The organism is Pseudomonas sp. 86_A, from assembly GCF_017491705.1.
Taxonomy (GTDB): Bacteria; Pseudomonadota; Gammaproteobacteria; order Pseudomonadales; family Pseudomonadaceae; genus Aquipseudomonas; species Aquipseudomonas koreensis.
The window spans coordinates 21,340-40,829 of sequence record NZ_JAFGYS010000016.1; the positions used below are offsets into that span (position 1 = coordinate 21,340).

General features: G+C 60.3%; 17 protein-coding genes. 11 read left to right on the forward strand and 6 right to left on the reverse strand.

All coding sequences use genetic code 11. The features are described from left to right. The first annotated feature begins 4 nt into the window (after positions 1-4). Both prpF and prpD read left to right on the forward strand, forming a co-directional pair. Positions 5-1,195 carry a 2-methylaconitate cis-trans isomerase PrpF gene (prpF, locus tag J5M57_RS23215; protein WP_207850115.1) on the forward strand — a complete coding sequence of 397 codons (1,191 nt, stop codon included), beginning with the start codon at positions 5-7 and terminating at the stop codon, positions 1,193-1,195. Positions 1,196-1,376: 181 nt separating this feature from the next. Continuing rightward, positions 1,377-2,861: a 2-methylcitrate dehydratase gene (gene prpD, locus J5M57_RS23220; protein WP_207850114.1), complete on the forward strand. Its 1,485-nt coding sequence runs from the start codon at positions 1,377-1,379 to the stop codon at positions 2,859-2,861. Positions 2,862-2,885: 24 nt separating this feature from the next. On the opposite strand, the gene J5M57_RS23225 is transcribed toward prpD, so the two are convergent. From J5M57_RS23225 to J5M57_RS23240, 4 genes are all read right to left on the reverse strand, one after another. Continuing rightward, on the reverse strand, positions 2,886-4,208 hold the full coding sequence (locus J5M57_RS23225; RefSeq protein ID WP_169840805.1) for a nitrate/sulfonate/bicarbonate ABC transporter ATP-binding protein: 1,323 nt from the start codon (positions 4,206-4,208) through the stop codon (positions 2,886-2,888). A 14-nt stretch (positions 4,209-4,222) separates the two neighbouring features. Then, positions 4,223-5,968, reverse strand: a complete 1,746-nt coding sequence (locus tag J5M57_RS23230) for an ABC transporter permease subunit (protein WP_083366497.1) — start codon at positions 5,966-5,968, stop codon at positions 4,223-4,225. Between the two features lie 278 nt (positions 5,969-6,246). Further along, positions 6,247-6,975: an alanyl-tRNA editing protein gene (locus J5M57_RS23235; protein WP_207850113.1), complete on the reverse strand. Its 729-nt coding sequence runs from the start codon at positions 6,973-6,975 to the stop codon at positions 6,247-6,249. Positions 6,976-7,015: 40 nt separating this feature from the next. Beyond that, positions 7,016-7,936 (reverse strand): EamA family transporter, encoded by a 921-nt coding sequence (locus tag J5M57_RS23240; RefSeq protein WP_207850112.1) that lies wholly within the window; start codon positions 7,934-7,936, stop codon positions 7,016-7,018. 91 nt (positions 7,937-8,027) lie between these two features. Between J5M57_RS23240 and J5M57_RS23245 the strand changes: the two genes are divergently transcribed. Then, positions 8,028-9,437, forward strand: a complete 1,410-nt coding sequence (locus tag J5M57_RS23245) for a PLP-dependent aminotransferase family protein (protein ID WP_207850111.1) — start codon at positions 8,028-8,030, stop codon at positions 9,435-9,437. A gap of 50 nt (positions 9,438-9,487) precedes the next feature. Here J5M57_RS23245 and J5M57_RS23250 read toward each other — a convergent pair whose 3' ends face one another. Continuing rightward, positions 9,488-10,306, reverse strand: a complete 819-nt coding sequence (locus J5M57_RS23250; RefSeq protein ID WP_169840800.1) for a pyruvate, water dikinase regulatory protein — start codon at positions 10,304-10,306, stop codon at positions 9,488-9,490. A 174-nt stretch (positions 10,307-10,480) separates the two neighbouring features. Here J5M57_RS23250 and ppsA point away from each other — a divergent pair, with 174 nt between their 5' ends. The 8 genes from ppsA to J5M57_RS23290 all read left to right on the forward strand — a co-directional run bounded on the left by ppsA (position 10,481) and on the right by J5M57_RS23290 (position 18,652). Continuing rightward, positions 10,481-12,856 carry a phosphoenolpyruvate synthase gene (gene ppsA, locus J5M57_RS23255; RefSeq protein ID WP_169840798.1) on the forward strand — a complete coding sequence of 792 codons (2,376 nt, stop codon included), beginning with the start codon at positions 10,481-10,483 and terminating at the stop codon, positions 12,854-12,856. 97 nt (positions 12,857-12,953) lie between these two features. Continuing rightward, positions 12,954-13,943: an alpha/beta fold hydrolase gene (locus tag J5M57_RS23260; RefSeq protein ID WP_169840796.1), complete on the forward strand. Its 990-nt coding sequence runs from the start codon at positions 12,954-12,956 to the stop codon at positions 13,941-13,943. 226 nt (positions 13,944-14,169) lie between these two features. Then, positions 14,170-14,661: a ribonuclease E activity regulator RraA gene (gene rraA / locus J5M57_RS23265; protein ID WP_083366492.1), complete on the forward strand. Its 492-nt coding sequence runs from the start codon at positions 14,170-14,172 to the stop codon at positions 14,659-14,661. Positions 14,662-14,682: 21 nt separating this feature from the next. Then, positions 14,683-15,678, forward strand: a complete 996-nt coding sequence (locus J5M57_RS23270; RefSeq protein ID WP_207850110.1) for a zinc transporter ZntB — start codon at positions 14,683-14,685, stop codon at positions 15,676-15,678. Between the two features lie 63 nt (positions 15,679-15,741). Next, positions 15,742-15,990, forward strand: a complete 249-nt coding sequence (locus J5M57_RS23275; RefSeq protein WP_003223293.1) for a hypothetical protein — start codon at positions 15,742-15,744, stop codon at positions 15,988-15,990. Positions 15,991-15,992: 2 nt separating this feature from the next. After that, on the forward strand, positions 15,993-16,817 hold the full coding sequence (locus J5M57_RS23280; RefSeq protein ID WP_003223294.1) for a mechanosensitive ion channel domain-containing protein: 825 nt from the start codon (positions 15,993-15,995) through the stop codon (positions 16,815-16,817). A gap of 87 nt (positions 16,818-16,904) precedes the next feature. Beyond that, positions 16,905-17,495: an RNA polymerase sigma factor SigX gene (sigX, locus tag J5M57_RS23285; protein ID WP_011333251.1), complete on the forward strand. Its 591-nt coding sequence runs from the start codon at positions 16,905-16,907 to the stop codon at positions 17,493-17,495. 107 nt (positions 17,496-17,602) lie between these two features. Further along, the gene (locus tag J5M57_RS23290; RefSeq protein WP_064586761.1) at positions 17,603-18,652 is read left to right on the forward strand and encodes an OmpA family protein; all 1,050 of its coding nucleotides are present in this window, start codon (positions 17,603-17,605) and stop codon (positions 18,650-18,652) included. A 75-nt stretch (positions 18,653-18,727) separates the two neighbouring features. On the opposite strand, the gene cobA is transcribed toward J5M57_RS23290, so the two are convergent. After that, entirely contained in the window at positions 18,728-19,480 is a 753-nt protein-coding gene (gene cobA / locus J5M57_RS23295; protein WP_064586762.1) for a uroporphyrinogen-III C-methyltransferase, read from the reverse strand. Positions 19,481-19,490: the final 10 nt, after the last annotated feature.

Sequence of the window (19,490 nt, forward strand, 5' to 3'; positions counted from 1 at the left end):
CATCATGGCTCACGCACCACAAATAAAGATCCCCGCCACCTACATGCGCGGCGGCACCAGCAAAGGCGTGTTCTTCAGCCTCAAGGATCTGCCCGAAGCCGCGCAGGTTCCCGGCCCCGCCCGCGATGCCTTGCTGCTGCGGGTGATCGGCAGCCCCGACCCGTACGACAAGCAGATCGACGGCATGGGCGGCGCCACTTCGAGCACCAGCAAAACCGTGATCCTGTCGAAAAGCATCAAAGCCGATCACGACGTCGATTACCTGTTCGGTCAGGTGTCGATCGACAAACCTTTCGTGGACTGGAGCGGCAACTGCGGCAACCTCTCGGCGGCGGTCGGCTCGTTCGCCATCAGCAACGGTCTGGTCGATGCCAACCGCATTCCGCACAACGGTGTGGCGGTGGTGCGCGTGTGGCAAGCCAACATCGGCAAGACCATCATCGCCCACGTCCCCATCACCAACGGTGAGGTGCAGGAAACCGGTGACTTCGAACTCGACGGCGTGACCTTTCCGGCCGCCGAAGTGCAAGTCGAATTCATGGACCCGGCGGCGGAAGAAGAGGGCGGCGGTGGCTCGATGTTCCCCACCGGCAACCTGATCGATCAGCTTGAGGTGCCGGGTGTCGGCACGTTCCAGGCGACCATGATCAATGCCGGGATCCCGACGATTTTCGTCAACGCCGAAGACATCGGCTACACCGGCACCGAGCTCCAAAGCGCGATCAACAGCGATCCGAAAGCGCTGCAGATGTTCGAAACCATCCGCGCCTACGGTGCGCTGCGCATGGGCCTGATCAGCCATCTGGATGAAGCGGCCAAGCGGCAGCACACACCGAAAGTCGCGTTCGTGGCCAAGCCTGCGGATTACGTTGCGTCCAGCGGCAAGGCGATTGCCGCCGGTGACGTCGACCTGCTGGTGCGTGCGCTGTCGATGGGCAAATTGCACCACGCGATGATGGGCACGGCAGCGGTAGCGATTGGCACGGCGGCGGCGATTTCCGGGACCTTGGTCAACCTTGCGGCGGGTGGCATTGAACGCAATGCCGTGCGCTTCGGTCATCCGTCCGGGACCCTGCGCGTCGGCGCCGAGGCCAGTCTGGAAAACGGTGAGTGGGTGGTGAAGAAAGCCATCATGAGCCGCAGCGCGCGGGTGCTGATGGAAGGCTACGTGCGCGTGCCCGGCGACTCCTTCTGACCCAGTACAAAACCCCCTCGTAGGAGCTGCCGAAGGCTGCGATCTTTTGATTTTGTTTTTGAAGATCAGGATCAAAAGATCGCAGCCTTCGGCAGCTCCTACACGGAGTGCATTCATTAATAAAAAATTGCCAGCCTGAACCGAGGTCCCATCAACGAACCACCGCCAGAGTGAATCGAACATGAGCGCCAACGTCGACCTGAACAACCGCCCCGACTACGACCGTGTCCTGCAGGACATCGCCGATTACGTCCTCACTTTCAAAATCCAGTCTGCCGAAGCCCTCGATACCGCCCGCAACTGCCTGATGGATACGTTGGGCTGTGGCCTGCTGGCGCTGCGTTTTCCCGAATGCACCAAACACCTGGGCCCGCTCGTCGAAGGCACCGTGGTGCCATTTGGCGCACGAGTCCCGGGCACGTCTTATCGCCTCGACCCGGTAAAAGCCGCGTGGGACATCGGCTGCATCGTGCGCTGGCTCGATTACAACGACACCTGGCTCGCCGCCGAGTGGGGGCACCCGTCGGACAACCTCGGCGGGATTCTCGCGGTAGCCGATCACCTGTCGCAAAAGCGCGTGGCCAACGGTGAAGCGCCGCTGACGGTGCGCGATGTGCTGGAAGCGATGATCATGGCCCACGAGATTCAAGGCGTGATCGCGCTGGAAAACTCCTTCAATCGCGTCGGCCTCGATCATGTCCTGCTGGTGAAGGTGGCTTCGACTGCGGTCACCGCGAAACTGATGGGCGCGAGCCGCGAGCAATTGTTGTCGGCGTTGTCGCATGCCTTCGCCGACGGGCAGGCGCTGCGCACCTATCGCCATGCGCCGAATGCCGGGTCGCGCAAATCCTGGGCGGCGGGGGATGCGACCAGTCGCGGCGTGCGTCTGGCCGACATCGCCCTGCGCGGCGAAATGGGTATTCCCGGCGTGCTGACGGCCAGGCAATGGGGCTTCTACGACGTGTCGTTCAGCCACATCAACAACGATCTGGCGCTCAAGCCAGAGGGCAAGCGTGCCTTCAGTTTTTCGCGCCCCTACGGCAGTTATGTGATGGAAAACGTGCTGTTCAAGATCAGCTTCCCCGCCGAATTCCATGCGCAGACCGCCTGCGAAGCGGCGGTCACCCTGCACCCGTTGGTGCGCAATCGGCTGCACGAGATTGACCGCATCGTCATCACCACCCACGAGTCGGCGATTCGCATCATTTCCAAGGTCGGGCCGCTGGCCAACGCCGCCGACCGCGACCACTGCATTCAGTACATGACCGCCGTACCGCTGGCGTTCGGGAACCTGGTTGCCGAGCAGTACGAGGATGATTTCCACGCCGCGCACCCGATCATCGATGTGCTGCGCGAGAAAATGGTCATCGTCGAAGACCCGCGTTTCACCCGCGAATATCTGGAGGCCGACAAACGCTCGATTGCCAACGCCGTGCAGGTGTTTTTCAAGGACGGTTCCAGCACCGAGAATGTGGTGGTCGAATACCCGATCGGCCATCGTCGCCGTCGCGCCGAAGGCATTCCATTGCTTGAAGACAAGTTCAAGGCCAACCTGGCGACGCGCTTCACCGGCCAGCGCAGCCACCAGATCTTCACCTTGTGCAAGGATCAGGCGCAGCTTGAAGCCACGCCGGTCCATCGCTTCGTCGACCTGTTGGTGATTTAGGCGCAGCGCCAGAGCTGCCGAGGGCTATAGGCTGCCCTCGACATCCTCCAGGCTGAACGTTTCGGTGTGGTCGTCGTAGGAGAAAATCTCCGCGTAACGGCCCCAGGCGATCACCACTTCCAGGGTTTTCTCGACGAAGGCTTCGGTCAGCGAGTCCTGCAGTTCCTGCTCGAAACGCACCCGTGGCGCACGGTGACCATTGCGCTCCAGCAGCACCTGACGGATGCGCGCCGCCAGCGGCACATGGCGAATCAGGTGCTCGGCGAACAGGGTTTTGCGTTCCTGGGTGCCGTAGTCAGCGAACAGTTTGCCGGCCTCGGTCAGGGTGATGTCGGCACCCTTGAGTTCGGCGAAACCCAGGTGCTCGATCATCTCGGCCACCGGAAACAGGTCATCGACTTCCAGCAAGCGCCGCTCGGCCACGGTGGGCAGACCGGCGTGGCCGTCGTAGGGTTCGGCGGCGATCGTTTCAATCAGGCCGGCCATCAGGTTGGTCGAGACTTCCGGCAGCGGGCTGCTCATTTTCAGCTCGGGCTTGCCGGCGCTGGCATCGGCGCTGCGGCGGTCGGTCATCTGCGCGTAAATGTCATCGACCATCTGCCGGAAAGTCGGATCCAGCCGATTGCGTGGGTGGGCGAACGGCACTTTGATTTCCGCCACCACCCGCCCGGGGTTGGACGACAACACCAGAATGCGGTCGCACATCAGCACCGCTTCTTCGATGTTGTGGGTGACGATCAGGATCGATTTGATCGGCAGTTGCTTGCCGCTCCACAGATCCAGTAGATCCGTGCGCAAGGTTTCAGCGGTCAGCACATCCAGCGCCGAGAAGGGTTCATCCATCAACAACAGAGTCGGGTTGACCACCAGTGCGCGGGCGAAGCCCACACGTTGGCGCATGCCCCCGGACAGCTCGCGCGGGTAGGCGTTTTCGAAGCCGTCGAGGCCGATCAGGTCAATGGCCGCCAGGGCGCGTTTGCGCGCAGCCTTGCGCTCGACCTGCAACGCTTGCAGGCCGGCCTCGACGTTTTCCAGCACCGTCAGCCACGGGAACAGCGCGAAGGTCTGAAACACCATCGCCACACCTTCGGCCGGGCCGTCGAGCGGTTTGCCGTTGTACAGGACTTCGCCCGACGAAGGTTCGATCAGCCCGGCAATGATCCGCAGCAAAGTCGACTTGCCCGAGCCGGAGCGGCCGAGCATGCCGACGATCTCGCCCTCGCGCAGGGTCAGATCGACGCCGCTGAGCACCTGCAGTTCTTCCTTGCCTTTGCCAAACACCCGGTTCACATCGCTGAGCGAATAGATTTCCGGGCTGGCGGCGGTTGGTTCGGTATAGGTATTCATCACAGCGAATCCCATCAATTGAGGCGGAGTTTGTTTTCGGCCACGGCGTACATCGGCCGCCAGACCAGGCGATTGAAGGCCACGACGAAGATCGCCATCACCACCACGCCCAAGGTGATTTTCGGAAAGTCCCCGGCGGCGGTGGTCTGGGCGATGTACGCCCCGAGGCCGTGGGCGACGACTTTGTCCTGCCCCCAGGAGACGAATTCGGAAACGATGCTGGCGTTCCACGCGCCGCCCGAGGCGGTAATGGCGCCGGTCACGTAGTAAGGGAAAATCCCCGGCAGCATGACCTTGCGCCACCACAGCCAGCCGCGAATGCGGAAGTTGATCGCGGCTTCCTTGTAGTCATTGGGGAAGGCGCTGGCCCCGGCGATCACGTTGAACAGGATGTACCACTGCGTACCGAGCACGATCAGCGGGCTGAGCCAGATGTCCGGGTTCAACTGGTAGCGCAGGATGACGATGACGAACACCGGGAACAGCAGGTTCGCCGGGAATGCCGCAAGGAATTGCGCCAGTGGCTGGATCTTTTCCGCCAGCGCCGGGCGCAGACCGATCATCACCCCCAGCGGCACCCAGATCAGCGAGGCGATGAAGATCAGCCCGGCCACCCGCAGCAGGGTGAAGCACCCCAGCAGCAACACGTGGCCAACCTCGCCGAGGGTCACTTCGGTGCCGACATACAGCACGATGTGGTACAGCGCGTAAGCGGTGAGCAACGCGATCAGCGTGCCCCAGACCCCGTCGATCAGCTTCGACGTCGCCGGGTTGTCCGAGGCGATGGCCTGGCGCGCCGCACGCGGCAGGTTCAAACGCATGTTGCCGAGCCGGCTGATGACGCGACTGAACGGGCGCAGCAGGCGCTGGATCAAGCGGGTGCGCTGGATCAGGTTCAGCACCCATGACTCCGGCGCGGCGGTCTGCGAAGCCGTGTTTTCCATGCGGAACTTGTCGGCCCAGGCCACCAGCGGGCGGAACAGGAACTGGTCGTAGATGAGGATGACCACGATCATGGTCAGGATCACGTAGCCCACCGCGTGCAGGTTCTGCTGCGCGATGGCCAAGGCCAGGTACGAACCGATTCCCGGGAGGGTGATGGTCTGGTCGCCGACGGTGATCGCTTCCGACGCCACCACGAAGAACCAGCCGCCGGACATGCTCATCATCATGTTCCAGATCAATCCGGGCATGGCGAACGGCACGTCGAGCTTCCAGAACTTCTGCCAGCCGGACAGTTGCAGGTTGGTCGACACCTCCACCAAGTCGCGCGGCAGCATGCGCAGCGACTGGTAGAAGCTGAAGGTCATGTTCCACGCCTGACTGGTGAAAATGGCAAAGATCGCGGCGAACTCGGCGCCCAGTACCCGGCCGGGAAACAGCAGCAGAAAGAACGTCACGGTGAACGAGATGTAACCCAGCACCGGCACCGATTGCAGGATGTCCAGCACCGGCACCAGCAGCTTTTCCGCGCGGCGGCTTTTGGCCGCCAATGTGCCGTAGAGCAGGGTGAAGATCAGTGCCGCGACCATCGCCGCGAGCATGCGTAAGGTGGTGCGCATCGCATACTCAGGCAGGTTGCCCGGGTCGAGGGAAATCACCTCGCTCTGCAAGGTGGTGATCGGCGCCCAGGTTTCCCGGGCGGTAATCGAGAAAAACAGCAGGAAGCCGACCACCAGCGGCAGGGCGATCAAATCCCAGCGATTGGGCAGCAGGCGTCTGGCCGTGGCCGGGATGTAGTGACGGAACACTTTCTTCATAAGCTGTGATTCCAGCGGTTTCCGAGTGGGGCGCGGCAGTCTGAGCGTAGCTTTTGTCTGCACGACCCACCGAGAATGAGCGGACGCTCGTTCTTCAGGTTCAAGTGGGAAGTGAATGTTGCAGGCCTGTTGAATTCGACAGGCCGGGAGGGCAGGCGCATCGGGTGTTTAACCCGGATGCGCTGCTTGCGCGGATTGTATTGTTTGAGATGTTACAAAGACGTAAAGAACGCGTCGGTTTTGGGTGAAGAAATTTTCATCCACGCAAGCTCGACCGTTCAGGCGAAACGCAGGATCACCCGACGATTGTGCTGGCTTTTCTTCTCGATTTTTTCGCAATAGACCTCGCCGATTTCCCGGGTGTTGACCACGTGGGTGCCGCCACAGGGCTGCAGGTCGATGCCTGCCACCTCAATCACGCGCAGATCACCCTGGATTGCCGGTGGCCGGTTGGTCTTGCTGCCGATCCGTTCCAGCAGCGCGGGGTATTGCGCGGCTGGCATGCTCAGGACGTTGACCGCGCACGCGCGCTCGATCAGCGCGTTGAGGTCGCGGGTGATGCGCTCTTTGTCGAGGGTCATTTGCGGCAGATCGAAATCCAGCCGGCCCTTGTCGGCGCTGATGCTGCAACCGGTCACGGGTGCATCGATGAGCGCGCCTAGCAGGTGCAGGCAGGTGTGCATCTTCATGTGCTGGTAACGCCGCTGCCAGTCGAGGCTGGCGTTGAGCAGCGTGCCGACGCCAAGGTGCGGCGGGCACTGCGCCACCTGGTGCCAGATGATCGACGGCAGCGCCGGGTCGCGCACGGTGCCGGTGACGTCGATCCGGGTACCGTCCGCCAGAGTGAAGTGCCCGCTGTCCCCCGGCTGCCCGCCGCCAGTGGGGTAGAACAGCGTGTGTTCGAGTACGACGGCCTGATCGACCACGCCGATCACCCGCGCGCTGAAATTGCGCCGGTAGGGTTCGGCGTTAAACAGGCTGAGGGTTTCCATGGTGTGTACCGACATTTGAACCTCCGATGTTCAAAGTTGAGTGTTGTGGGGGATTTCAACGCTTGAGCGGCAGCTTGGTGATCGCGAAACCGGCGAGCAGGATCGCTGAATACAGCATCAGCTCCCGTGATACCGGCGTGCCTTCGTACCAGGCGCCGATGAGCAGGGCGAACACCGGAAAAATGATGAACACGAACGACAGCAATACCGGGCTCAGGCGTTTGAGCAGGATGAAATACGCGATGAAGCCGCCCACCGACGCCACCAGTCCGAGGTAAAGCAGGGCGCCCCAGGAGCGTGCGGTGATGTCCTTGAAGACCGGTGTTTCTACATTCAATCCGACAATAAATAACATCAGCCCGGCGATGCCGATCGGCAGGGTGTTGTAGGTGATCACGCTGATCGCGCTGCCGTGTTTCTTGGTCACCACGTAGCACAGCGCATGCAGGATCGCCGCACACAGAATCGCCAGCACACCGAGCCATTCGGCCTGATCCAGATGCAGGCCCTGGCTGCGAATGATCATGAACAGGCTGGCGAAACCGATGGCGATGCCGAGCAACTGTGTCGGGAGGATTTTTTCGCGCAGAAACAGCGCGGAAAAAATCAGGATGAACACCGGCATGCAACTGAACAGCAGCGCGGTCAGGCCGGACGAAACATGCAGTTCGCCGTAGTTGAGCAGGTAGTACGGCAGGCTGAAATACGACAGCGTGACGAACACGAAAAACCAGCGGCTCTGCCGCGGGAACAGCAGCGGCGCCTTGCGCAACACGGCGAAGCTGAGGAACAGCGGGAAGGCAATCAGAAAGCGCAGTCCCGCAGCCGTCAGCGGCGGCACGCTTTCCACGGCAATCTTGATCCCCAGCCAGGTGGTGCCCCAACTCAGGCAGACGATCAGAAACAGCGTGCAGGTGAGCAAACCGGCGAGCCAAGGCTTGCTGGCGCTTAACGGGGCGCTGATGGCAGTCGACATGCTTTGTACTCCGCAGCAGAGGAATTGACCTCGTCGGTAAAAAGGACTATCCCTGATTGCACCTGTTTTCAGCACGCTATTCGGGGCGACAATGACTGTCAAAGTAAGTATTGCCATGGTGTCAATCCTGCGTGACGGCCTCGCCAATGGCGTCGGCGTGAAGTACAAACGCCTGGCGGATGCGGTGGAGCAAGCCATTGCCGAAGGGGTGATCGCTGCCGGCGCGAAGTTGCCGCCGCACCGGTTATTGGCCGACAGCCTCGGCGTGACCATCGGCACCGTCAGTCGTGCCTATGGCGAATTGGAACGGGTCGGTCTGGTCGTCGCGCGTGTAGGAGACGGCACTTTCGTGCGTCAGCGCGGGATGGAACGAACGCGGGACAAGGGCTTTCGCAATGTCAGCGAAGAGCCGCGGGCTTGCTTCGACATGAGTCGGAATCAGCCGATTCCCGGGCAGGAAAGCGCTTTCATGAGTCTGACCCTACAGACCCTGGCCCACGATTCGCAGAGCCTGCAGCAGTTGACCGGCTACACCGCCGAAACCGGCTTGCCCCGGCACCGACAGGCGGGCGCTTACTGGCTGAGCCATGGGGCATTTCAGGCGGATGCCGATCAAGTGTTGTGCGTCAACGGTGGTCAGCACGGGCTGCTATGCGCATTGATGGGCTTGCTCAAGGCGGGTGACACGGTGGTCACCGAGCATCTTTCCTACCCGGGTTTGATCAGCGTCGCACGCCAACTCGGGATCAAACTGATCGGTGTCGCAATGGATGCCGAAGGCCTGTTGCCGTCGGCGCTGGAGGACGTCTGCCGGCAGCATCGGGTGTCGGCGTTGTATTGCACGCCAACGATCCAGAATCCTACGGCGGCGGTGATGTCGGTACCACGGCGCGAAGCCATTGCCGTCATCTGCCGGCAACACAATCTGCTGATTTTCGAGGACGAGGCGCATGCGCTGCTGGATCGCCAGCGACCGCTGCCCCTGAGCGCGTTTGCGCCGGAGCGGGCGGTGCTGATCGGCAGTTTGAGCAAAGCGGTGTCAGCCGGGCTGCGTATCGGTTACCTGCACGCGCCGCACGCGTTACTCGGGCGTTTGAGTTCAGCCATTCGCGGGACGTGCTGGATGGCCAATCCGTTGGCAATGGAGGTGGCGTGCCGCTGGATCGAAAGCGGCATTGCCACACAACTGCTCAACGAACAAATCAGTGAAATTGGCCGGCGCAAGGCCTTGGTCAGCGCGACGTTGCAAGACCTGGCGTACAGGACGCACGTCAACAGCCCGCATTTCTGGATCGAAGTACCCGAGCTATGGCGCGCGTCGCAGATTGCTGCGGAACTGAAGGAGAACAACTACTTGGTGTCCACTGCCGAGGCCTTTGCGGTCGGGCATGCGGCGGTGCCGCAGTTCATTCGGGCGAGTGTGTGCAATTCGGTGGGGGATGACCGGTTGTTGCTGGACGGGTTTGAAGCGTTGGCCAGGGCATTAACAGAGACTGTGTGATCGTTCATCGCGGGCAAACCCGCGATGGCGCCACAACAGATGCCAAAAAACTATTTGAACCGCCGCTCCACACCTTTCTCCACCAGAATCTTCGCCGAAATCTCTTCCACCGAAAAATGCGTGGAGTTGATGTGCGCAATGTTCTCGCGGCGGAACAGGTTTTCCACTTCGCGCACCTCGAATTCGCACTGGGCGTAGCTCGAGTAGCGGCTGTTGGGCTTGCGCTCGTTGCGGATCGCGGTGAGGCGGTCCGGGTCGATGGTCAGGCCGAACAGTTTGTGCTGATGGGCGCGCAGGGCGGTCGGCAGGGTCAGGCGCTCCATGTCGTCTTCGGTCAGCGGGTAGTTGGCCGCGCGGATGCCGAATTGCATCGCCATGTACAGGCACGTCGGCGTCTTACCACAACGCGACACGCCCACTAGTATCAGGTCGGCCTTGTCGTAATAGTGGGTGCGCGCGCCGTCGTCGTTGTCGAGGGCGAAGTTCACTGCCTCGATGCGCTCCATGTAATTGGAGTTGTGCCCGATCGAATGCGACTTGCCGACGGTGTAGGAGGAATGCTCGGTCAGTTCCTGTTCGAGCGGCGCCAGGAAGGTCGAGAAAATGTCGATCATGAAACCATTGGAGGTCGCGAGAATCTCACGGATGTCCTGATTGACGATGGTGTCGAAGATGATCGGGCGCAAGCCGTCGGTTTCAGCGGCTTTGTTGATTTGTTGTACCATGGCCCGCGCTTTGTCCACGTTGTCGATATACGGCCGCGTGAGCTTGGTGAAGGTAATGTTTTCGAACTGCGCCAGAAGGCTTTGACCCAGGGTTTCGGCGGTAATGCCGGTGCCATCGGAGATAAAGAAAGCAGATCGTTTCATTTGCACCTTGGGCCTTAAGCTAGTGACGAATCTTGGATATGATAGGCGCGATTTGCCGGCCGCCATTGGCCCGCATTCTCACTTATTTTCCAGGTCCAGGCCATACAGCCGGCCAACGCTCCCCCGAGCTGCCGGTTTCTGAGCTTTTCCAACACAGTTAGTGGAGAGATCACCTTGGTAGAGTACGTAGTTTCCCTCGATAAGCTCGGCAAACACGATGTTGAGCATGTGGGGGGCAAGAACGCATCCCTGGGCGAGATGATCAGCAACCTGGCGGGTGCCGGTGTGTCGGTCCCCGGCGGCTTTGCCACCACCGCGCAGGCCTATCGCGACTTTCTCGAACTGAGCGGCCTCAACGATCAGATCCACAAGGCTCTCGACGCCCTGGACGTCGACGACGTCAATGCGCTGGCCAAGACTGGCGCGCAGATCCGTCAATGGATCATGGACGCCGAATTCCCTGAAAAACTCAATACCGAGATCCGCACCGCGTTCGCCGCGTTGTCGGCCGGTAATCCTGACGTGGCCGTGGCCGTGCGTTCCTCGGCAACCGCCGAAGACTTGCCGGACGCATCGTTTGCCGGCCAGCAGGAAACCTTCCTGAACATCCGTGGCGTGGAAAACGTTATCCGCGCCGCCAAAGAGGTGTTCGCCTCGCTGTTCAACGACCGTGCGATTTCCTACCGCGTGCACCAGGGCTTCGACCACAAACTGGTCGCCCTGTCGGCAGGCGTGCAGCGCATGGTGCGTTCGGAAACCGGCACCGCCGGCGTGATGTTCACCCTCGATACCGAATCCGGTTTCCGTGACGTGGTGTTCATCACCGGCGCCTACGGCCTGGGCGAAACCGTCGTACAAGGCGCGGTGAACCCGGACGAATTCTACGTACACAAAGGCACCCTGGAGGCTGGTCGCCCGGCGATCCTGCGGCGCAACCTCGGCAGCAAAGCGATCAAGATGATCTACGGCGACGAGGCCAAGGCCGGTCGTTCCGTGAAGACCGTCGATGTTGACAAGGCTGAACGCGCGCGCTTCTGCCTGACCGACGCCGAAGTCAGCGAGCTGGCAAAGCAGGCGATGATCATCGAGAAGCACTATGGCTGCCCGATGGACATTGAATGGGCCAAGGACGGTGATGACGGCAAGCTGTACATCGTGCAGGCGCGTCCGGAAACCGTGAAAAGCCGCACCCAGGCCAACGTCATGGAACGTTACCTGTTGAAAGAAACCGGCACTGTGCTGGTGGAAGGTCGTGCCATTGGCCAGCGCATCGGCGCCGGTAAAGTGCGGATCATCAAGGACGTCTCCGAAATGGACAAAGTCCAGGCCGGCGACGTATTGGTCTCCGACATGACCGACCCGGACTGGGAACCGGTCATGAAGCGCGCCAGCGCCATCGTCACCAACCGTGGCGGCCGTACCTGCCACGCGGCGATCATCGCCCGTGAACTGGGGATTCCGGCGGTCGTGGGTTGCGGCAACGCCACTCAGCTGCTGAAGGATGGCCAGGGTGTGACCGTGTCCTGCGCCGAAGGCGATACCGGTTACATCTTCGAAGGCGAGCTGGGTTTCGACGTCAAGAAGAACTCCGTGGACGCCATGCCGGAGCTGCCGTTCAAGATCATGATGAACGTCGGCAACCCGGACCGTGCCTTCGACTTCGCGCAGCTGCCGAACGCCGGTGTGGGCCTGGCCCGTCTGGAGTTCATCATCAACCGCATGATCGGCGTGCACCCCAAGGCACTGCTGAACTACGACGGCCTGCCGCAGGAAATCAAGGACAGCGTCGACAAGCGCATCGCCGGTTACGACGATCCGGTCGGCTTCTACGTCGAAAAACTGGTTGAAGGCATCAGCACCCTCGCTGCAGCGTTCTGGCCGAAGAAGGTCATCGTGCGGCTGTCGGACTTCAAGTCCAACGAGTACGCCAACCTGATCGGCGGCAAGCTGTACGAGCCGGAAGAAGAAAACCCGATGCTGGGCTTCCGTGGCGCTTCGCGTTACATCAGCGAATCGTTCCGTGACTGCTTCGAACTCGAATGCCGCGCGCTGAAACGCGTACGCAACGAGATGGGCCTGACCAACGTCGAAATCATGGTGCCGTTTGTCCGTACCCTCGGCGAAGCCAGTCAGGTGGTCGACCTGCTCGCCGAAAACGGCCTGGCCCGTGGCGACAACGGCCTGCGCGTGATCATGATGTGCGAACTGCCGTCCAACGCGATTCTCGCTGAAGAATTCCTCGAATTCTTCGACGGTTTCTCGATCGGTTCCAACGACCTGACTCAGCTGACACTGGGTCTGGACCGTGACTCCGGGATCATCGCGCACCTGTTCGACGAGCGTAATCCGGCGGTGAAGAAGCTGCTGGCGAACGCGATTGCCGCGTGCAACAAGGCCGGCAAGTACATCGGCATCTGCGGTCAGGGCCCTTCGGACCACCCGGACCTGGCCAAATGGCTGATGGAGCAGGGCATCGAAAGCGTGTCGCTGAACCCGGACTCCGTACTGGAAACCTGGTTCTTCCTCGCGGAAGGTCAGGCACCGGCCTGATAAGTATGTGAACGGCCCGCTCCCGCAGGGGGGCGGGGCCTTGAGATTGAGTAGGGCGGGCTCCTGTAGATGCCGCCCTTTTTTGTGCAAGAGCATTATGCAAAGCAGCAGCAACCTATTTCCTGTCGCCCTGATCAGCGCCGAACGGCGCGGTGATCTGAGCGAAGACGTCTATCGTTTGAAACCCGGCAACAGCCCAGACTGGTCCGTGGAGATCGCCGTGACCCGCCTGGGCATGGCTGACGAGCCGGCCTCCCGTGGCGTGCCGGTGATTCTGCTGCACGGCAGTTTTTCCAACCGACGCTTCTGGTTTTCCCCCAAAGGCCTGGGGTTGGGCGCCTACCTGACGCGCCTGGGCTTCGATGTGTGGATCCCGGAAATGCGCGGCCACGGCCTGTCGCAGCGCAACGAAGACTATCGGCGCAATCGCGTGGCCGACTACGCCCGTTACGATCTGCCGGCGATTGCCGCGTTCGTGCGCGAGCAGAGCGGGCAGGTGCCGCACTGGATCGGCCATTCGCTGGGCGGCATCACCCTGGCGGCGGCGCTGGGCGGCGAATACCTCGGCGAGCCGGCGGTGGCCTCGGCGGCGTTCTTCGGCACTCAGGTCAGTCGCACTTACTGGCCGCTGAAGATCCCGCCGGTGGAGTGGAGCGGGCGCTTCATTCTCAAGCGTTTCGCGCAATTGTCCGGCTCACGCCTCAAGCGCGGCCCGGAAGACGAGCCGATCGGGCTGGCGCTGGAAAGCATGCGCTGGTACGGCCTGTTCGGGCGTTTTGGCGACAAGGACAAGGATTGGTGGGCCGGTCTCGCTGAGGTGCAGGTGCCCGTGCTGGCGGTGACGGCGGCGGGGGATCATCAGGATCCGGCGTGGGCCTGTCGCAAACTGTTCGAGCAGATCGGTTCCGAGCACAAACAGTTCGTCAATCTGGGGCGCGAACAGGGCTTCAGCGACAACTTCGGGCATGTCGAGATGCTGGTGAGCAAGGCCGCGCAGGCCGAGGTCTGGCCGCTGGTGGCGCGCTGGCTGCAGGATCAGCACACACCATTGCTGGGCGAGAAGCCGGATCTGGCCGCCGCGGTCTGAGCCGGAGGCTCTGAAAAGGGCATTTCGTTCGGATCGGCTTGCGGCTAAGATATGACGCATTGTGCAATTCTGGTCATATTTGGTGGCTGTTTAGCTATTACGTTTCAGCGTTTGTTCAGGTTCGTTCAGCGACCATTGCATGAACTAAGGTAAACAGCGACCGCCGGGACTCGTTTCAAAAGAGTGCGACATCCTTGATCGTCTTCCTTGTTACAGGAGTTTTTCGATGAACCATTACCTCACGCCTGACCTGTGCGACGCCTATCCGGAGCTGGTGCAGGTGCTGGAACCGATGTTCAGCAATTTCGGCGGCCGTGATTCCTTCGGCGGCGAAATCGTGACCGTCAAATGCTTCGAAGACAACTCGCTGGTCAAGGAACAGGCCGAGCTCAAGGGCAACGGCAAGGTGCTGGTGGTCGATGGCGGCGGTTCGCTGCGTCGCGCGCTGCTGGGCGACATGATCGCCGAGAAAGCCGCGAAAAACGGCTGGGAAGGCATGGTCATCTACGGTTGCATCCGTGATGTCGACGTCATTGCCCAGACCGATCTCGGCGTGCAGGCGCTGGCCAGCCATCCGATGAAGACCGAAAAGCGCGGCATCGGCGACCTCAACGTGCCAGTGACTTTCGCCGGAGTGACGTTCCACCCGGGCCACTACATTTATGCGGACAACAACGGCGTGATCGTTTCGCCAAGTCCGCTGCAGATGCCTGAATAAGTTTTCGATAAAGGGATGCGGATGTTCGAGGAAGAAAACGCGCAGTGGGGGCTGGTGCACGCCCTGGTACTGGACGGTAAAGGCGGTGCGCGTTCGATAGCCCGGACTGAGCTCGACGATCTGCAGCTGCAGGCGCATGAGAGCCTGTGGCTGCACTGGGATCGCAGTCACCCGCAAACCCAGACCTGGCTGCGCAAATCCAGCGGCCTGAATGAATTCGCCTGCGACCTGCTGCTCGAAGAAAACACCCGGCCGCGCCTGTTGCCATTGCCGGATGCCGAGCTGCTGCTGTTTCTACGCGGGGTCAACCTCAATCCAGGTGCCGAGCCGGAAGACATGGTCTCGGTGCGGATTTTCGCCTCCGCCCAGCGCGTCATCTCGTTGCGTCTGCGTCCGCTGCGCGCCACCGATGAACTGTTGGCGCTGCTCAGTGAGGTCAAAGGCCCGAAAACCTCCTCGGAATTGATCCTTTATCTGGCGCAATTGCTCACCCACAAGGTGCAGGATCTGGTCACGTGTCTGTCGGAACTTGTCGATGAAGAGGAAGAAAAACTGGATGCCGACGAACGGTATACCCCCGAGCATGGCTCGATTTTGCACATCCGTCGTCGGGCGGCCGGACTGAAGCGTTTTCTGGCACCGCAGCGGGATATTTTCGGACAACTGACGCGGATAAAACTGCCGTGGTTTGTCGACGATGACGCCGACTACTGGAACGAATTGAACAACAGCCTGACCCGCTATCTCGAAGAGCTCGAATTGACCCGAGAGCGCATGGGGCTTGTGCTGGAGGCCGAAGACCGGCGTTTGAACGTGCGCATGAATCGCACAATGTACCGCTTCGGCATCATCACCTGCATCTTCCTGCCGATGAGTTTTCTCACCGGTTTGCTGGGTATCAACGTCGGCGGAATTCCGTTCTCGAGCAGCCCTTATGGTTTCCTGATTGCCTGCCTGACCGTGCTGGCGATGGCCTTCGGTCAGTGGTGGTTATTCCGCCGTTTGCGCTGGGTATGAAAATGCAACATGTGACCCGACCAAATCTGCCCGCGTCTTTCACAGACATCACGAGAGGTGCGTATGCACGATCCGTTTGAACAGTCTTTGCGCGACATGCTCAACGCCTCGCCGTCCAGCCGCGACGACGACGCCTGCCTGGGTCGCGTACTCAAAACCGCCAACCGCCAGGTCGGCGCCGGTGATCTGTTCAGCCTGCTGGGCCGCTGGCTGCCCGCGCTGATGATCGCCCTGAATAACGGATCGGCCCACGTCTCGCCGGTTTCCCGTCTTCGTAAAACTACTGCACGCACTGCTGATAAGGCTGATTGAATATGGAACTTGATCTCTGGACTCAGAGCCTCGTCACTGCAATGACTGCGTTGTGGACCAAAGTCGCCAATTTCATCCCGAACCTGTTCGGCGCGCTCGTAGTGCTGCTGTTGGGCTTCGTGGTGGCCAAGTTGCTCGATACCTTGCTCTCCAAGTTGCTCGCCAAGCTGGGCCTCGATCGCCTGATGGGCGGCACCGGGCTGACCAAATTGATGTCGCGGGCCGGGCTGCAAGTGCCGATTTCGACCCTGATCGGCAAGATCGTCTATTGGTTTGTTCTGCTGATTTTCCTGGTTTCTGCAGCAGAGTCGCTTGGACTTGAGCGAGTTTCAGCTACGCTGGACATGCTGGCGCTGTATTTGCCGAAAGTTTTCGGTGCCGCGCTGGTGCTGCTGGTCGGTGTTTTGCTCGCACAACTGGCCAACGGCCTGGTGCGCGGGGCGGCGGAAGGCGTAGGACTGGACTACGCTTCGGGTTTGGGTCGCATCGCTCAAGGGCTGGTGATCATCATCAGCATCTCGGTCGCGATCAGTCAGCTTGAGGTCAAGACTGACCTGCTGAACCATGTGATTGTCATCGTATTGATTACCGTTGGTCTGGCGGTTGCGCTGGCAATGGGGTTGGGAAGCCGGGAAATTGCCGGTCAGATTCTTGCGGGAATCTATGTGCGTGAGTTGTATCAGGTTGGGCAACAAGTGCGTGTTGGTGAGGTCGAAGGCCAGATCGAAGAGATCGGCACGGTTAAAACCACATTGCTGACCGATGACGGTGAGCTAGTCTCACTCTCCAATCGGATCCTGCTGGAACAGCATGTGAGTAGCCGCTAACCCGGCAAACCCTGCTAATGTATGCCGCCGCGAAATGCCCTGAGAGGGTAGCGGCGGACATTGACCTGACTGTCGGCACGACTTGTTTTGAATAAAGCCCAAACGCTATCCACGCGCTATGACCCCCGTGAGCTCTCTGATGAGGAGCTGGTCGCGCGCTCGCATACCGAGCTGTTTCACGTAACGCGCGCCTATGAAGAGCTGATGCGCCGGTACCAGCGAACATTATTTAACGTTTGTGCGAGATATCTTGGGAACGATCGCGACGCAGACGATGTCTGTCAGGAAGTGATGCTGAAGGTGCTGTACGGCCTGAAGAACTTCGAGGGGAAATCGAAGTTCAAGACCTGGCTGTACAGCATCACTTACAACGAATGCATCACGCAGTATCGGAAGGAACGGCGAAAGCGTCGCTTGATGGACGCTTTGAGTCTGGACCCCCTGGAAGAAGCGTCGGAAGAAAAGGCGCCGAAACCCGAGGAAAAGGGCGGACTTGATCGCTGGCTGGTGTATGTGAACCCGATTGACCGTGAAATTCTGGTGCTACGATTTGTCGCAGAACTTGAGTTTCAGGAGATCGCAGACATCATGCACATGGGTTTGAGTGCGACAAAAATGCGGTACAAACGTGCTCTAGACAAATTACGTGAGAAATTTGCAGGCATTGCTGAAACTTAGTTCAGCGCAAATATCTCTTACGTGTAGGCAAGTTCTGATAGACTTGCCGCCGAGTTGTCCCCCGGTTTGCGGGACTGCTTCACAATCACCAGATGGGGATTTAACGGATGAAACTGAAAAACACCTTGGGCTTGGCCATTGGTTCTCTTATTGCCGCTACTTCGTTCGGCGCACTGGCACAAGGCCAAGGCGCAGTTGAAGGCGAGATCAACTACAAGAAGCAGTACAACGACAGCATTGATCATGTCGAAGACGGCTTCAACCCAGGCGCCAAAATCGGTTACTTCCTGACCGACGACGTCTCCGTCAACTTCGGCTGGGATCGTAACAACCACACCCGTTCGAACGACGGTACCGGTAGCCAAAAACTGCGCGGTGACAACTTCGGTCTGACCGCTCAATACCACTTCAACAACGCTGGCGACGCTCTGCGTCCATACGTTGAAGGTGGCGTTAAGCACGGCAACCTGACCAACGTAGCTGCTGACGGCCACACCGGTCGCGACCAGTCGACTTTCCTGACTGCTGGCGCTGGCGTTAAGTACTACTTCGCCGAAAACTTCTTCGCCCGTGCTGGCGTAGAAGCTGACTACAAACTGGACAACGGCCGTTGGGACTACGCTCCATCGGTTGGTCTGGGTGTGAACTTCGGTGGCGGCGGCAAGCCAGCTGCTGCTCCAGTTCCAGCACCAGCTGAAGTCTGCTCCGACAGCGACAACGATGGCGTTTGCGACAACGTTGACAAGTGCCCGGACACCCCAGCCAACGTAACTGTTGACGCTGATGGCTGCCCAGCAGTTGCTGAAGTTGTTCGTGTAGAGCTGGACGTGAAGTTCGACTTCGACAAGTCGGTCGTCAAGCCAAACAGCTACGCTGACATCAAGAACCTGGCTGACTTCATGAAGCAGTACCCAGCCACTCACACCACTGTTGAAGGTCACACTGACTCCGTCGGTCCTGACGCTTACAACCAGAAACTGTCTGAGCGTCGTGCAAACGCCGTTAAGCAAGTTCTGACCCAGCAGTACGGTGTTGAGTCGTCCCGCGTTCAGTCGATCGGCTACGGCGAATCCCGCCCAGTTGCTGACAACAAAACTGAAGCTGGTCGCGCTGTTAACCGTCGCGTAGAAGCGCAGGTTGAAGCTCAAGCTAAGTAATTAGCTCGCCGCTTTGAGAAAAGCCCGGCTTAGGCCGGGCTTTTCTTTGCCTGCGATTTGGTGAAACCGGGGTTGTCAGGCCAATCGGTTGGCTGGCCAGTGAATCGAATCGACTTGGGTTGCAGCCGCTGCGACGGCGCCTATGACCAGAATCGCAGGGCTCTTGAGCTGGAAACCAAGGGCATCGTCTTCCATCGCTGTCAGATTGCTGCGGCATTCGCGCTGCTCCGGCAACGAGGCGTTCTCGATCATCGCCACCGGCGTATCCGCCGCCATGCCGCCCGCCAGCAGTTGCTCGCGAATCTCACCGAGCTTCGCCACCCCCATGTAAATCACCAGCGTCGTCCCGCCTTGCGCTAGCGCCCGCCAGTTCAACTGGCTGTCGTCCTGTGTGTGGGCCGTGACCAGCGTCACGCCCCGGGCCACGCCGCGCAAAGTCAGCGGAATATCACACTGGGTCGCGCCGGCCAGTCCGGCGGTGATGCCATTGACTAGCTCCACCTCGACCCCGCGCTCGCGCAACCACTGAGCTTCCTCACCCCCACGCCCGAAAATGCACGGATCGCCGCCCTTGAGCCGCACTACGCATTTGCCCTGACGGGCATAACGCAGCATCAGCCGATGGATGAACGCTTGGGGCGTCGAGCGGCAGCCGCCGCGTTTGCCGACCGCGATAATCCGCGCAGCAGGGCAGTGCTCAAGTACCGCCTCATTGACCAGATCGTCGATCAGCACCACCTCGGCCTCGCGCAAGGCACGCGCCGCTTTGAGCGTCAGCAATTCAGGATCACCGGGGCCCGCGCCCACCAGCCAGACTTTCGCGTTCATGGTGTTTTCC